The sequence below is a fragment of the Flavihumibacter sp. genome (assembly GCF_036676075.1).
Lineage (GTDB): Bacteria > Bacteroidota > Bacteroidia > Chitinophagales > Chitinophagaceae > Flavihumibacter.
Window position 1 is genome coordinate 502195 of the sequence record NZ_JAKFDQ010000006.1, and the last position, 14028, is coordinate 516222.

The 14028-nt window shown below is 40.7% G+C and carries 15 protein-coding genes and 5 tRNA genes; 16 read left to right on the forward strand and 4 right to left on the reverse strand.

Features of this window, described 5'->3' with window-relative positions; translation table 11 throughout:
• The first annotated feature begins 9 nt into the window (after positions 1 to 9).
• Positions 10 to 1878 carry a Fe-S protein assembly chaperone HscA gene (gene hscA, locus V6M43_RS02215; RefSeq protein ID WP_332732412.1) on the forward strand — a complete coding sequence of 623 codons (1869 nt, stop codon included), beginning with the start codon at positions 10 to 12 and terminating at the stop codon, positions 1876 to 1878.
• Here the strand turns inward: hscA and V6M43_RS02220 are convergent, their stop codons facing one another.
• The 4 genes from V6M43_RS02220 to V6M43_RS02235 are packed head-to-tail and all read right to left on the reverse strand — an operon-like array spanning position 1879 to position 6666.
• Complete coding sequence (locus tag V6M43_RS02220) at positions 1879 to 3567, reverse strand: LIC_10190 family membrane protein (RefSeq protein WP_442902311.1); 1689 nt, start codon at positions 3565 to 3567, stop codon at positions 1879 to 1881.
• Positions 3568 to 4305, reverse strand: coding sequence for a class I SAM-dependent methyltransferase (locus V6M43_RS02225; RefSeq protein WP_332732414.1), 738 nt, complete (start codon positions 4303 to 4305; stop codon positions 3568 to 3570).
• Between the two features lie 41 nt (positions 4306 to 4346).
• A complete protein-coding gene (locus V6M43_RS02230) occupies positions 4347 to 6053 on the reverse strand; it encodes an LIC_10190 family membrane protein (protein WP_332732415.1) in 1707 nt (568 codons plus the stop codon).
• A gap of 13 nt (positions 6054 to 6066) precedes the next feature.
• Positions 6067 to 6666, reverse strand: a complete 600-nt coding sequence (locus V6M43_RS02235) for a riboflavin synthase (RefSeq protein ID WP_332732416.1) — start codon at positions 6664 to 6666, stop codon at positions 6067 to 6069.
• Between the two features lie 151 nt (positions 6667 to 6817).
• Here V6M43_RS02235 and rpsU point away from each other — a divergent pair, with 151 nt between their 5' ends.
• The 15 genes from rpsU to rplL all read left to right on the forward strand — a co-directional run bounded on the left by rpsU (position 6818) and on the right by rplL (position 14022).
• On the forward strand, positions 6818 to 7015 hold the full coding sequence (gene rpsU / locus V6M43_RS02240; protein WP_039131356.1) for a 30S ribosomal protein S21: 198 nt from the start codon (positions 6818 to 6820) through the stop codon (positions 7013 to 7015).
• Between the two features lie 64 nt (positions 7016 to 7079).
• On the forward strand, positions 7080 to 7988 hold the full coding sequence (locus V6M43_RS02245) for a tyrosine-type recombinase/integrase (protein WP_332732417.1): 909 nt from the start codon (positions 7080 to 7082) through the stop codon (positions 7986 to 7988).
• 175 nt (positions 7989 to 8163) lie between these two features.
• Entirely contained in the window at positions 8164 to 8463 is a 300-nt protein-coding gene (gene hpf / locus V6M43_RS02250; protein WP_039131351.1) for a ribosome hibernation-promoting factor, HPF/YfiA family, read from the forward strand.
• A 173-nt stretch (positions 8464 to 8636) separates the two neighbouring features.
• Positions 8637 to 8709: transfer RNA gene (locus V6M43_RS02255), tRNA-Thr, on the forward strand.
• A gap of 12 nt (positions 8710 to 8721) precedes the next feature.
• A tRNA-Tyr gene (locus V6M43_RS02260) sits at positions 8722 to 8804 on the forward strand.
• Positions 8805 to 8891: 87 nt separating this feature from the next.
• Positions 8892 to 8967 (forward strand) — tRNA-Gly (locus tag V6M43_RS02265).
• A 48-nt stretch (positions 8968 to 9015) separates the two neighbouring features.
• A tRNA-Thr gene (locus tag V6M43_RS02270) sits at positions 9016 to 9087 on the forward strand.
• Positions 9088 to 9270: 183 nt separating this feature from the next.
• A complete protein-coding gene (gene tuf / locus V6M43_RS02275) occupies positions 9271 to 10458 on the forward strand; it encodes an elongation factor Tu (RefSeq protein ID WP_332732418.1) in 1188 nt (395 codons plus the stop codon).
• A gap of 93 nt (positions 10459 to 10551) precedes the next feature.
• A tRNA-Trp gene (locus tag V6M43_RS02280) sits at positions 10552 to 10625 on the forward strand.
• A 100-nt stretch (positions 10626 to 10725) separates the two neighbouring features.
• Entirely contained in the window at positions 10726 to 10920 is a 195-nt protein-coding gene (secE, locus tag V6M43_RS02285; RefSeq protein ID WP_039131348.1) for a preprotein translocase subunit SecE, read from the forward strand.
• Entirely contained in the window at positions 10920 to 11486 is a 567-nt protein-coding gene (gene nusG / locus V6M43_RS02290) for a transcription termination/antitermination protein NusG (protein WP_039131345.1), read from the forward strand. Before secE ends, nusG begins: the two co-directional genes overlap by 1 nt.
• Before the next feature lie 233 nt (positions 11487 to 11719).
• Positions 11720 to 12163 carry a 50S ribosomal protein L11 gene (gene rplK, locus V6M43_RS02295; protein WP_039131343.1) on the forward strand — a complete coding sequence of 148 codons (444 nt, stop codon included), beginning with the start codon at positions 11720 to 11722 and terminating at the stop codon, positions 12161 to 12163.
• Positions 12164 to 12190: 27 nt separating this feature from the next.
• Positions 12191 to 12883, forward strand: coding sequence for a 50S ribosomal protein L1 (gene rplA / locus V6M43_RS02300; RefSeq protein WP_039131341.1), 693 nt, complete (start codon positions 12191 to 12193; stop codon positions 12881 to 12883).
• A gap of 47 nt (positions 12884 to 12930) precedes the next feature.
• Positions 12931 to 13545, forward strand: a complete 615-nt coding sequence (gene rplJ / locus V6M43_RS02305; RefSeq protein WP_332732419.1) for a 50S ribosomal protein L10 — start codon at positions 12931 to 12933, stop codon at positions 13543 to 13545.
• Between the two features lie 102 nt (positions 13546 to 13647).
• Complete coding sequence (gene rplL / locus V6M43_RS02310) at positions 13648 to 14022, forward strand: 50S ribosomal protein L7/L12 (protein ID WP_039131338.1); 375 nt, start codon at positions 13648 to 13650, stop codon at positions 14020 to 14022.
• Positions 14023 to 14028 lie beyond the last annotated feature (6 nt).

Genomic DNA, 14028 nt, shown 5'->3' on the forward strand with positions numbered 1-14028 from the left:
GTTGTTTCTATGGCGAAGATTGGAATTAATATAGCGACGGGAAGTTTACAGAAGGAAGAGATGATTGTTGGCATTGATCTGGGTACCACAAATAGCCTGGTAGCAATTATTCATCCGGATAGTAATCAACCCGTGGCATTAAGGGAGCATGATAGTTCCTCATTAGTGCCCTCTATTGTCCACTTCGGTGAGAATAATTCCATCGTTGTTGGGGAAGAAGCAAGGAAACTCCTGATCAGGGATCCTGCAAATACCATTTATTCCACCAAAAGGCTTATGGGTAAATCGTATAATGATATCCGTGAAAATGAATCATTTTATGCATTTAAGGTTTATGATGATAACACAGAAAGCCTTGTAAAAGTACAGGTTGGAGACCGATTTTATACGCCGGTTGAGCTCTCATCATATATACTAAAAGAGCTTAAGTCAAGGGCTGAACATATATTGAAAACGCCGGTTACAAAAGCAGTAATTACGGTACCTGCATATTTTAATGATTCCCAGCGCCAGGCTACCAGGGATGCAGGTAAACTCGCCGGCCTTGATGTTCTCCGTATAATAAATGAGCCCACAGCAGCAAGTCTCGCATATGGCATAGGATTGAATAAAGAAGAAGAAAAGACCATCGCAGTTTATGACCTGGGTGGCGGTACATTCGATATTAGTATTCTTAAGATACATAATGGGATATTTGAGGTTCTTTCCACTCATGGCGATACATATCTTGGAGGCGATGATTTCGACCAGCTTATTGTCAGAAAATGGGTTAAAGAGCATAACATCAGTGAAGAGCGCCTGCTGAATGATAAAGAATTTATGCAAACCCTTCGTCTGAAAGCGGAAACTGCAAAGATCCATTTATCGGCAAAAGATGTTTTCATTGACCATATTGGTGATATTCAATTGCAGGTTGCAGTTTCTGAGTTTAATAAGCTAATTCAACCCTATATAACAAAGACTCTTGACGCCTGCGAAAGAGCATTGAAAGATGCCGGTCTGCAAAAGCAGGATATTAACGAGGTTGTAATGGTGGGAGGTTCCACACGTACACCTCTTATTAAAAGAGCTGTTAGCAATTTCTTTGGCCTTTCACTGCACGATACACTTAATCCCGATGAAGTAGTAGCCCTGGGCGCAGCTGTGCAGGCAGATATCCTTGCAGGAAACAATAAGGACATGTTGTTGCTTGACATTACTCCTCTCTCTCTCGGTGTGGAAACTATGGGTGGATTGATGGATGTGTTAATTCCACGGAATACAAAGATTCCAACACGTGTATCCCGCAGTTATACAACGCAAAAAGATGGACAGTCTGGCATAGTCATTTCCGTTTTTCAAGGTGAGCGTGACCTTGTAAGGGATAATCGCAAATTAGCATCATTTATTTTGGAAGGTATACCCGCAATGCCTGCAGGTCTACCTAAAGTGGAGATAAGTTTCCTTATAAATGCGGATGGAATTTTACTTGTAAATGCAAAGGAATTAAGAAGTGGTATGGAGCAGAGCATTGAAGTTAAACCTCAATATGGACTTACAGACTCAGATGTCGAGAAAATGTTGATGGATTCTATAGTTAATGCTAAGGATGATATAGAGGCAAGGGCATTAAGAGAAGCCCAAACAGAAGCAACTCAACTTATAGATACCACATTGAATTTTATAGAGAAGAATAAAGAATACCTGACCACCTTAGAAATTGATCAGACCAATGAGGCTATTAACGCACTCCGGCACCTGTCTTCTCAGGAATCAAAAGATCAACTGCAGCTTCACATTGAAAAGCTGAATGAAATTTCACGCCCCTATGCAGAAAGATTGATGGATATAGCCATCCAGAAAGCCATAGGAGGCAAAAATATTTCTGATAATTACTGATCATTTTTTTGATCGGAATCCATCTGCTATACCCGGTCCCCGTGGTTCAAATGTTTCACAACTATTGTAAGCACATGGTAATGGATTAGAGCCACAACCATTTGGGTTCTGTGGGATGAAAATATAAATCCCGTTACAGTTTATAAAACTGCCTGGTGAGTTAATGGTGCCATAGGGCCGAACAATATTCACTGCATCGAAATATGTATAAAATCGGTAAATACTGTATCCTCCAATAAAGAGAATTAGTATTATTACTGCAATGTTGGGGTATCTTTTTGGAATGAGCGATTTAAATCTATCGAACATCAACCATGCTGAAATCAGGATTAACGGTAAAAGATAGGCCTGAGAAAATCTCAAAGCAGGAACTTTTGTCATCCATAGGATACTGCTGATCAGGCAAACTATTGTGATCCACCCAAGAGTTTTCGACGCGAATATTTTTTTTATATTTAAAAGCAGAAATGAAATTGAAACCAGAACAGAAAGAAAGAAAAGTTTTTCCATAAAGGTTAATGCGCTCCACCATAATAGGCTCCATTCTGAAAATTTCAGGTTCGTTATATCTTTATAGCCCTCCCACTCAACACTTCCTGCCTTTGCAAATGCAGTTATATAGATTTCGATTTCTTTTGCCAGCTGAGGAGAAAATTTCCAGTCCACATTGAACCAGTTAAACATGGTTGAAGGAAATAGCGGGTACCCCGAAATGATAATATTTCGTGCCAGGAATGCGCCAAGGGAAAGTATTATGGGAATAGATATAAAGAGGATCTTCTTAAAAGATGAAGTAGAGGGAATCTTTTTATAGATTAATGGAAGCAGTAGTATCGCCGGGGCGGCAGATATTTTTAAAGTAACAGCGAAAGCCAGGATTATTAAAGCCATTTCACTTTCCAGGGCATATTTCCTTTTTAGATCAGTGTTGAGCAGAAGGAGAAAGGCCGACCATAAAAAAATGCAGATCATAAAATCCGGGCTAGCTGAGCTAGCCGCCTGGTAAATCATCGTGTATATTCCAAAGATGAATGCAATCAATATTATAGTGACCACGATAATTCCGGATTGCTTCCGGAGTTGTTTATTTAGGACATTGGCAGTATAAGATATGACCCATATCAGAACAACAGCATTTATGAAAGTAAGTGCGCTTGTTCCGGTAAAATCAAATTTGAAAAATGCCGACAAAATGAACCAGCTGCTGTTAAATCCAAGTCTTCCATTTAGATTCGCAATCCCCGGCACTGTGCCGTAATGTAGCGTCCACTCTATGATAGGGGCATGATAACCTGTAGTATCCGGATTAATAACATACCATGGATGTATGGCCAAAACAAATAAACTACCTGCTATAAAAAAGCCCCAGCCTGTAATATTCAATGCTGAAAAACGATGACGAATAGCATTTATAAATACATTGGGTAAGTGTCTGTTGCTAAAATAGAATAACAATGGCGGCAAGGCAAACAGTAAATGAATTCCCCATCCCCCTAAGGGCATAAACAAACAAAGAACCTGAAGTACGATGCCTATAAAAGAAAGTCCTGTGAGGCAGGAAAATTCAACATCAATAACTGGTGTTGAATTTTGATGGTTCATGTAAAGGTTAATCGTGTTCAGCAGCATTTGTCCCCATAACCAGCAGAGGACTGTAATGTAAATTATTGCTGCTATTACCTGTAACATCTATGCTTGCTTTATTCCAACCTGAATAATAGAAAGTCCTGCAACTCTATTGGTAAATTGGTCAATTATTTTAATAATGGGAACCAGCGTTTCATATACCTTCATTTCCCCGTTACCGATCTTTTCTTTACCTAACAATTTCCCAAACAGATACCATCCCAAAATTCCCGTGAAATTAAAATACTGGCTGTGAACAACATTGAATCCATTGTTTTCAAGCAATTGTTGCATTGTACCTTTGGTGTAGCGCCTATAATGCCCCAGGCCTTTATCTATTTTGCAGTAGAGTGCTTCATAAGATGGTGCAAGCATAATCAGTCTTCCACCTGGTGATAATAATTTTTGGATATTCAATAAGGCCTTATCATGTTCTTTGATATGTTCAATCACATTTAAAAGAACGACCGTTCCATATTTTTTGGTAATACCTGCATATTTTAAATCGAATTCAGTATCCACCAGGTCTATCCCCATTATTCCTTCCAATGAAACATTTCCTTTGAAGCGGTTTTGAAGATAGTGACAATAATCAGGATTTATATCCGATAATGTCACCTTATGTTCATAAAGCAGAAACTCAGATATATTACCGATGCCGCTTCCGATTTCAAGTACATTCCCTTTGATGTATGGCCTGATCTTCTCATACATCCATCGGTTGAATTTATTTGCATTGCTTATAGCCTGCAGGGTTGAAGAGCCTATCTTGTCTTTATCGGATATGATTTTTTCCGGCATCAGTTAAAGATGTAACAAAGATTGTTTCATAAATAGGGAAATTAATTCTTTTTGATCTTAAACCCATCTGCAATAGTATTGGCTCGCAGTGAAAGTTGCTGTTGAAGGGTATATGTACAGGGCAATGGCAGGCAATAGCATCGGGGATTCCACTTGTCTCCAAGTATCTTCGGAATTACCACATGAATACCATCAACAATCAGAGTGCTGTATTCAGGAACCGGATTTTTTATGGGGAGCAGTACATGCGTATAATTTTTGTCCGTCACTATTTTTTTACCTGTATATATGCATACAGCTGCAGATAAAAGAAATATGCTGGCTGATAAAATTTTTCCATTCTGTAATAACCTGGATTTTTTCAGGAAGAAAATCGGAATAATAGCGATTAGAAGTAGTGCTCCATAACTGAAACGGGGATCAGGTGCAACCAGAAACCAGGAGAGAATTTGAAATAGAATAACGAGGAATAATGTTTTTAAAGTAAACACCCCATTGCCCTTATGTTTTACGAATAAGAGGTATGTGCCTGTTATCAATCCAATCGGTATTGTAATTATCAGGACTTTATCAAAACCAGAGAGGTAGGCAAACCATTGAGGTATCCAGCCAAATATTCCCATGGACTCTGTGGTGGCCAGATCTTGATATTCAGTTGAAACCCTGTTATAATATTTGATGAATCTCAGTAATTCCTGCACAAGTTCCTGCGGCACTTTCCAGTCTGGTTCAAAAAAAGCAAACGCCATTGATGGGAAAAATGGGTAGCCTGAGCTTATATAGGTTCTTCCAATCATGGCTCCCGCTAATAGGAGGGATGGAATCATTATCCAGAGAATTTGACTGTATTGTTTACGCCGGAGCATATAGAATATGCTTATCAATAACAGAATGAGCAGCGGATAATTTATTATGCGAACAGAGAATAGGTAAGCAGGCCATAGGATCCATTCCATTTCGTTTCCGGATCGCGAGTTCATCGCGCGAGCTTCAAACTCCTGAGCAACCAGTATAATGATTACTGTTGTTGCAATGAGATCATAATTAGAATTAGTGGATGATCCTCTCAGTAGAGGCCAGGATAATGTGAGTGCCAGAAGCATAAGAAAACTTGCCCATGCCAGTAGAGTTGCCTTATTATTTGCCAAGAAATATGAAACATTTGAAATCAGGTAATAGCTTAACCATATGCATACTGTACCATTTAATGCCGCAAAAAAATTATAACCCAGGGGAGCCTGGAAAAAAAACGCAGATAGAGCAAACCAGGAGGATTGAAACCCATACCGTTCATGCAGGTTCGCGATTCCGGGAACAGTATTATATGTTTTACTCCAACGGATCAGCTGCATGTGATAAGATTCGGTATCATCCATAATGGTTGGGCCACTGGCAAGAACCACTACCATAGTTCCGAATGCAAGGAAGGATAGGGTGTTAATCACATTCAACCTGGGTTTTGGAACCCGGGAGAAAAAAAGAAGCAGGTCTCTTCTGAAAATAAGTACCCCTGCAATTAATAAGAATGAATAGGCAATGAAGATTTTACCATTTAGAGGGAAACCAAAATTTGCTAACTGGGCGAAACAGGTAATGATTGCAAGGCCGGTAATGAAATGATTTATCAATGGCCTGCTTATAGAAGGATGGTCTTTTGAATCATATGTTAATGCCAGCCGGTAGAAAATAAAACCTGTTAAGACGCTATAAAGCGAAATAATAAGTTGGGCCAGAAGAACAAGAAGCATGTGCCGTATTAGGTTATTTAATGGTGGTTTTTAACTCTGCAATCCGATTGGCATATTTTCCTATGATATCAAATTCAATATTCACCCTCATGCCCACTTCGATAGTTCCAATATTGGTGTGAGTAAATGTATATGGAATAATTGCCACCGAAAACTCATCTATACTGACATTGAAGATGGTAAGGCTGATCCCATTCAGGCAAATCGATCCTTTTTCAATGATTAATGCGGAAAATTGCGGAGGGATGAGAAACCGGAACTCCCAGCTTCCATCCTTATCAATCTTTTCTAAACAGGTTGCAGTGCAATCCACATGGCCCTGAACAATATGGCCATCAATCCGACCATTCATCACCATACAACGTTCGAGATTAACCAATGCTCCCACTTTCCACGAACCCAGTTCCGTTTTCTCCAGTGTCTCTGAAATCGCAGTAACCCGGTGCTTATCCTCTGAAAGTTGGTCAATAGTAAGACAAACACCATTATGTGCTACACTCTGATCAATTTTGAAGGTGTTGGAAAGGGGTGAATTCAGCCAGAATATAGAATTACTGCCCTCTTTTTCAATACTTTCCACCATTCCCATGGTTTCAATAATGCCGGTAAACATATTCGCAAATTAGTAGTTAATTGATTAAAAGGACGCTCTGGATAATCAAAAGAGTATAAAAAGAAGGGAAATTTAGATACAAATGATTTGGTATTTTTATATTGTTTCCTATCTTTGCCCTCCAAAAAATTACCAAAGGAGGTATATTACCATGCTGATCATCGATTCAAAAGATTGCGAAAACATTGACAAGGCGCTCAAGAAGTACAAGAAAAAGTTTGAAAAGGCTAAAGTTCTGTTGCAACTAAGAGAACGTCAGTCATTCACAAAGCCGTCTATTAAGCGTCGTGCCCAGGTGTTGAAGGCTGTTTACAAGCAGCAGATCTCCAGCGGTAAGATCGAAATCTGATTAACTACATCTATAGTGTGATGCGATAGCAGCAAAGTATTAGCTTTGCTGCTATCGCTTTTGTATGCATATACCTGAAGATGTCCTTTTATTAGATTTTATACAGTATCTGCGCTTTGAAAAGCGTTATTCAGATCATACCATCAGGGCCTACCAGGATGATATAAGTTCGTTCAAGGATTTTATCAGGGTTGAATTTGAAACTGATGATTTAAAGGATGCCAGTGTTTCTTTTGTTCGCACCTGGCTTTCCACTTTGAAAGAAGGGAAAAATTCCCTGGGTGCCCGGTCCATAGGTCGTAAACTTTCTTCCCTGCGCTCATTTTATAAGTACCTGCTTAAGAAAGGATTTATACGCATTTCTCCTGTAGCTAATTTATCGGCCCCCAAGGTTGGAAAAAAACTTCCTGTATATGTAGAAAGTGATAAGGCAGAGGAATTATTTGCCCGCAATTCCTTTGGTGATGGATGGCGTGCGCTCACCACTGAGTTAATATTGAAGCTTCTCTATCAAACGGGTATGCGTAGGAGTGAGCTGGTCAATCTGAAGAGTAGTCAGATTGATAATTATAACTACCAATTGCGTGTGGTGGGGAAGGGTAATAAAGAGCGCATTATTCCTGTGAATAAAGATATACTGGAATCGATATCTGCTTATGAAGCCGGAAAGGCGGGGCGTTGGGAACAATTTGACAAACAACACCTCCTTCTTACAGAGAAGGGAAACCCACTTTATGCCCAATATGTTTACAGGATCGTGCGTGAATACCTTAAAGATTTTACAACACTTAGTAAAAGGAGTCCCCACATACTGAGGCATAGTTTTGCAACTCATCTATTAAATAATGGTGCTGATCTGAATGCTGTCAAGGAATTGCTTGGGCATTCGAGCCTGGCCGCCACACAGGTATATACACATACTACTATCGGAAAGCTCAGGGAAATACATAAAAAGGCTCACCCAAAGGGTTGATATGCTAAAATTTTAAACTCTATTAAGGTGTTGTGAAAGTCAAAATATAATGACTGCCTTTCTTGGAAAATGAACCTTCTTATATTAACTTCATAGCAAGACATTATTCAGCCTGAAAAGGATGGTCTTACAAGTAAGCTCTTTATTTATTGTTCACAGATAAAACGTGATTGCTATGAACGTTAACATTCAGACTGTTCACTTTGATGCAGATTCAAAGCTTGTTGATTATGTAACTAACCGACTGGCGAAACTCAGTACTTTTCATGACCGGATCATCAAAGTGGATGTTTTTTTGAAATTAGACAATGTAGTGCACCAGATTAAAGACAAGGTAGCGGAGATCAGAGTACACGTACCCCGCCATGATTTCTTTGTAAAGGCCAGTTCTAAATCATTTGAGGAATCATTTGACAGCGCACTGGATTCAATTGTTAATCAAATAAAAAGAAAAAAAGACAAGCTGATCGCTTAATAAAAACTCGAAAAAGACCTCTCAGGAGGTCTTTTTTTTTGTCCCAAATTCCCGTCAATCCAGCGATGCGTGGTTTTTTTAAAAAAAATGATTTCAAAATTTTTGTATTTCTATAATTCTGTTACCTTTGCCATCCCGAAACAAAAACGGGTAGTTCTTTAAGGGGATCAATCGCCACTTTAGCTCAGCTGGTAGAGCAACTGATTTGTAATCAGTAGGTCGTTGGTTCGATTCCGACAAGTGGCTCTTGTAATAATCGGGCAGGTTCCAGAGCGGCCAAATGGGGCGGACTGTAAATCCGCTGTCTTTCGACTTCAGAGGTTCGAATCCTCTCCTGCCCACTTAACACCCGCAATTGGTAAAACTAATGCGGGTTAAGTTCTTATCAACATACTGGGAAATGGTTCTTTTCTCATTGTTGGGAATAAGCGGAAGTAGCTCAATTGGTAGAGCGATAGCCTTCCAAGCTATAGGTTGCGAGTTCGAGACTCGTCTTCCGCTCCAGATTGGTTTGTAGTTAAACCACGAACCACTAACTACAAACAGGTTTGTGCCGTTGTAGCTCAGTGGTAGAGCACTTCCTTGGTAGGGAAGAGGTCGTGAGTTCGATTCTCACTAACGGCTCTTTGGATCGAAAATCGGCTGATTGACCGCTCCCGGGGAGTATTGTTAATCACAGGATATAATGGTAAAAATGTGTTGAATTGTGTCAGGCATGGGTAAGGATATCGGTATCTTTGCAGACACATAAATTATAATAAGTCATTTGGACTTACAATTTTAAACCACAACTTAAAAACAAATAAAATGGCAAAAGAGACCTTTAAGAGGGAAAAGCCCCACGTTAACGTAGGTACTATTGGCCACGTTGACCACGGTAAAACCACTTTGACTGCCGCTATTACTTCCATTCTGGCAAGTAAAGGATTAGCGACAGCGAAGAAGTATGATGAAATTGATGGAGCTCCTGAAGAAAAAGAGCGTGGTATCACCATCAATACTGCACACGTTGAATATCAGACAGCAAACCGTCACTATGCTCACGTTGACTGTCCCGGTCACGCTGACTATGTGAAAAACATGATTACAGGTGCTGCTCAGATGGACGGTGCTATCCTGGTTGTGGCTGCTACAGATGGTCCTATGCCCCAAACGAAAGAGCACATCCTTCTGGCTCGCCAGGTTGGTGTACCTCAGATCGTTGTTTTTATGAATAAAGTTGATCTGGTTGACGATGCTGAATTGCTGGAACTGGTTGAAATGGAAATTCGTGACCTCCTTAGCTCATATGGCTTTGACGGTGACAACACTCCGATCATTCAGGGTTCTGCAACCGGAGCGCTGGCTGGTGAAGAGAAGTGGGTTAAGAAGATCGAAGAACTGATGGATGCCGTTGACAGCTACATTCCGCTGCCTCCGCGCCCGGTTGATATGCCATTCCTGATGTCTGTGGAAGATGTATTCTCAATTACTGGTCGTGGTACCGTTGCAACAGGTCGTATCGAGCGTGGCCGTATCAAAGTTGGTGAAGGTGTTGAGATCGTAGGTCTTATGCCAACCGCTATGACTTCCACTGTTACAGGTGTTGAAATGTTCAAGAAACTCCTCGATGAGGGTGAAGCTGGTGATAATGCTGGTCTTCTTCTCCGTGGTATTGAAAAGAAAGATATCCGTCGTGGTATGGTAATCTGTAAGCCAGGTTCCATCACTCCGCACACTGAATTCCGTGGTGAAGTATACGTACTGAGCAAGGAAGAAGGTGGCCGTCACACTCCATTCTTCAATAAGTATCGTCCTCAGTTCTACTTCCGTACAACGGATGTAACCGGAGAATGTACACTTGCTGAGGGAACTGAAATGGTGATGCCTGGTGATAATACCAACTTAAGGGTTACCCTGATCCAGCCCATCGCAATGGAAAAAGGTCTGAAATTCGCTATCCGCGAAGGTGGCCGTACAGTAGGAGCCGGACAGGTAACTGAGATCCTGAAGTAATTGATAAATTTCTCAATAGCAGCCACTGGTGTTAGCGACCAGCCTTTAGTTGTAAATTTGCTAACGGCTACAGCAAATTCCAGTGGCTTTTTTACGGGCATAGTTCAATGGTAGAATAGAGGTCTCCAAAACCTTTGATACGGGTTCGAATCCTGTTGCCCGTGCCAGTTGACAGTAATTCATTATTTTGCAAAAGCTCAATGGGTCAACTGCCCGTTGAGTTCTTTTGTTTCTGTCATCGAAACCAATAACAAGTAATCTTGTATCATGAATAAAGTAACAACATACTTCAGCGAGTCTTATAAAGAGCTGGTTGAAAAAGTAACCTGGCCAACATGGGCCCAGCTGCAACAATCCACAATGATCGTGCTGGTTGCTACCATCATTATCACGCTGGTAATCTGGCTCATGGACTTTGCTTCAAATTCATTACTGAAATTCATCTATTCATTCTTTGCATAATGGAAGAAATCGTTAATCAACAAGAAACCAAATGGTACGTGCTGCGCGTGGTGAGCGGTAAAGAACGAAAAGTCAAGGAATACCTTGATAAGGAGATCAGCCGTGGCGGTTGGAGCGAGGTGGTGAAACAGGTTTTCCTTCCGGTGGAAAAAGTTTATAAGGTACAAAACGGTAAAAAAGTAATGCGCGAACGCAACTATTACCCCGGGTACGTTATGATTGAAGTGGTTGAAGGCAAGCTTGGAGATGATCTTCGGGAAACTATAAAGAATACCAGCAATGTCATTCATTTCCTAGGTAAAGAGCATCCAATTGCTCTTAGAAAAGCTGAAGTGAATAAAATGCTCGGTAAAATGGATGAAATGAGTGAAGCTGGTGGAATGAGCATGAGCGAACCATTCATAGTAGGAGAGACGATAAAGATAATTGAAGGTCCATTTAATGATTTCAACGGTATTATCGAAGAGGTGAATGATGAGAAGAAGAAATTAAAAGTTACCGTTAAGATATTTGGACGATCTACTCCTGTGGAACTTAATTATATGCAGGTAGAAAAGCTCTCCTGATTTTTTACAGCAGTATTAATATCATTAGCTAAACCACTCCAAAAGGAGTGGTTTTTTTAATTTCCCGGATTATCTAAATTTTGCAGCGATAGGAAGGAGGGAATTTCTTTGATAAATTAAATTAATGTCTTAGTTTTGCACCCCCAATCATTAGTTCTTATTTCGAATTGGATTTGGGAGTCTGCCTCAGCAAATGCGAAAGCAGACGCTATCACCAAAAAAACATTTAAAAAATGGCAAAAGAAATCACTGGTTTCGTAAAGCTGCAGTGTAAAGGCGGTCAAGCCAACCCTGCACCCCCCATTGGTCCGGCCCTTGGTTCTAAAGGTCTGAACATCATGGAGTTCTGTAAGCAATTTAATGCCAGGACCCAGGATAAAATGGGAAAAGTACTACCTGTGTTGATCACAGTGTACTCTGACAAGTCATTCGACTTTGTTATCAAAACTCCCCCTGCATCAGTCCAGTTGTTAGAAGCTGCTAAGTTGCAAAGTGGTTCAAAAGAGCCAAACCGTTCAAAAGTTGGTAAAGTAACCTGGGCCCAGGTAGAAGCAATTGCTAAGGATAAAATGCCTGATCTTAATTGCTTCACCGTGGAAAGTGCCATGAAAATGGTAGCCGGTACAGCACGTAGCATGGGTATCACTGTTGATGGTGTTGCTCCATGGGAAAATTAATTGTTGACTAACAAAAACTTTTGAGCAATGGCTATCACAAAAAAAAGAAAAGAAGTTAACCCTAAGGTTGATTCAAATAAGATTTATTCACTCAAAGAAGCTTCTTCACTTGTGAAGGAAGTGAATATCGCAAAATTCGATGCTTCCGTTGACCTGCATATCCGTTTGGGTGTTGATCCAAAGAAAGCCGATCAGGCTGTTCGTGGTACAGTTACTCTCCCACACGGAACAGGTAGAACAAAGCGTGTATTGGTTCTTTGTACCCCAGATAAGGAGAATGATGCAAAAGCAGCTGGTGCGGATCATGTAGGACTAGATGAATTTATCCAGAAGATTGAAGGTGGATGGACGGATATCGATGTTATCATCGCTACTCCTTCAGTAATGCCAAAGATCGGTAAGCTTGGTAAGATCCTCGGTCCACGCAACCTGATGCCAAACCCCAAAACAGGTACTGTTACAAATGATGTGGCATCTGCAGTGAACGAAGTTAAAGGTGGTAAGATCGCCTTTAAAGTTGATAAGGCGGGTATCGTTCATGCTTCCATCGGTCGTGTGAGCTTTGGTCCTGATAAGATTGCAGAGAACAGCCAGGAGCTTATCAATGCAATCCTGAAACTGAAGCCGGCAACTGCTAAAGGTACCTACCTGAGGGGTGTAAGCATGGCAAGCACCATGAGTCCTGGTATCACTATCGACACCAAAACATTCATTCACTAATTCAAGAACTTTCTCCCTTTAAGGGGGCAGAAATAAATTTTTGCGGTATGACTAAAGAACAAAAAACAGAAGTGATTGAACTGCTGAAAGGTAAGTTCTCTCAATACAATAACTTCTATATCACCGACACTGAAAGTCTGACAGTTGCACAGGTGACAAAACTTCGCCGTGTATGTTACGACAAGCAGGTTGAAATGAAGGTTGCTAAGAACACCCTCATTAAGAAAGCGCTGGAATCTATTGATAGTGAAAAATATGCAGGAGTATATGAAGCACTCAATAATGTTACAGCTTTACTATTTTCTGAAAATCCGAAAGAGCCGGCTCTGATAATTTCTTCTTTCCGTACTGAAAGCAAGAGTGATCGCCCGGTGCTTAAGGCAGCTTTCATAAATGGTGATATCTATGTTGGTGACGAGCAGTTGAAAGCTCTTACCCGTATTAAGACCAAGAATGAACTTATTGGTGAAGTTATCGGACTCTTACAAGCACCTGCTCAGCGTGTTATCGCCGCATTGCTTGAAAAAGGTAAAAAGGCTGAAATTGTTGCAGAACCTGCTGGTGATGTTGCACCAGAGGCAAGTGCTGAGGCTGCGGCAAGTGCTGACACTGCACCTGAGGCACCATCGGCACCAGAAGCACCTACAACTCCGGCTGAATAATATTATTTAAATAATTCCCCTGCCTGAGGGGATATCATTAGAATTTTTTTAAAAACTGCCGTCGGAGCATACAGGCTGTGAAGACGGTAAAAATTTTAAACAATGGCAGACGTAAAAGTATTAGCTGAACAACTGGTAAGCCTCACTGTAAAAGAAGTACAGGAACTGGCTGATTTTCTTAAATCTGAGTATGGTATCGAACCCGCTGCTGCTGCAGTTGTAGTAGCCGCTGATGGTGGTGGTGGCGCAGCCGCTGTAGAAGAGAAAACTGCTTTCAATGTAATTCTGAAGAGCGGTGGTGCTTCTAAGTTGAATGTGGTTAAGATCGTTAAAGATCTTACTGGTCTCGGACTTAAAGAAGCTAAGGAACTGGTTGACGGTGCTCCTAAAGCAGTTAAAGAAGGTGTTTCTAAAGCTGAAGCTGAAGAAATCGCCAATAAGCTTAAAGAAGCTGGTGCTGATGTTGAGATCAACTAATCAGTA

Bases quoted from the DNA above. Each gene is read 5' to 3' on its own strand.
- hscA (WP_332732412.1), top strand. From the start codon at position 10: ATGGCGAAGATTGGAATTAATATAGCGACGGGAAGTTTACAGAAGGAA.
- V6M43_RS02220 (WP_442902311.1), bottom strand. From the start codon at position 3,567: ATGTTACAGGTAATAGCAGCAATAATTTACATTACAGTCCTCTGCTGG.
- V6M43_RS02225 (WP_332732414.1), bottom strand. From the start codon at position 4,305: ATGCCGGAAAAAATCATATCCGATAAAGACAAGATAGGCTCTTCAACC.
- V6M43_RS02230 (WP_332732415.1), bottom strand. From the start codon at position 6,053: ATGCTTCTTGTTCTTCTGGCCCAACTTATTATTTCGCTTTATAGCGTC.
- V6M43_RS02235 (WP_332732416.1), bottom strand. From the start codon at position 6,666: ATGTTTACCGGCATTATTGAAACCATGGGAATGGTGGAAAGTATTGAA.
- rpsU (WP_039131356.1), top strand. From the start codon at position 6,818: ATGCTGATCATCGATTCAAAAGATTGCGAAAACATTGACAAGGCGCTC.
- V6M43_RS02245 (WP_332732417.1), top strand. From the start codon at position 7,080: ATGCATATACCTGAAGATGTCCTTTTATTAGATTTTATACAGTATCTG.
- hpf (WP_039131351.1), top strand. From the start codon at position 8,164: ATGAACGTTAACATTCAGACTGTTCACTTTGATGCAGATTCAAAGCTT.
- tuf (WP_332732418.1), top strand. From the start codon at position 9,271: ATGGCAAAAGAGACCTTTAAGAGGGAAAAGCCCCACGTTAACGTAGGT.
- secE (WP_039131348.1), top strand. From the start codon at position 10,726: ATGAATAAAGTAACAACATACTTCAGCGAGTCTTATAAAGAGCTGGTT.
- nusG (WP_039131345.1), top strand. From the start codon at position 10,920: ATGGAAGAAATCGTTAATCAACAAGAAACCAAATGGTACGTGCTGCGC.
- rplK (WP_039131343.1), top strand. From the start codon at position 11,720: ATGGCAAAAGAAATCACTGGTTTCGTAAAGCTGCAGTGTAAAGGCGGT.
- rplA (WP_039131341.1), top strand. From the start codon at position 12,191: ATGGCTATCACAAAAAAAAGAAAAGAAGTTAACCCTAAGGTTGATTCA.
- rplJ (WP_332732419.1), top strand. From the start codon at position 12,931: ATGACTAAAGAACAAAAAACAGAAGTGATTGAACTGCTGAAAGGTAAG.
- rplL (WP_039131338.1), top strand. From the start codon at position 13,648: ATGGCAGACGTAAAAGTATTAGCTGAACAACTGGTAAGCCTCACTGTA.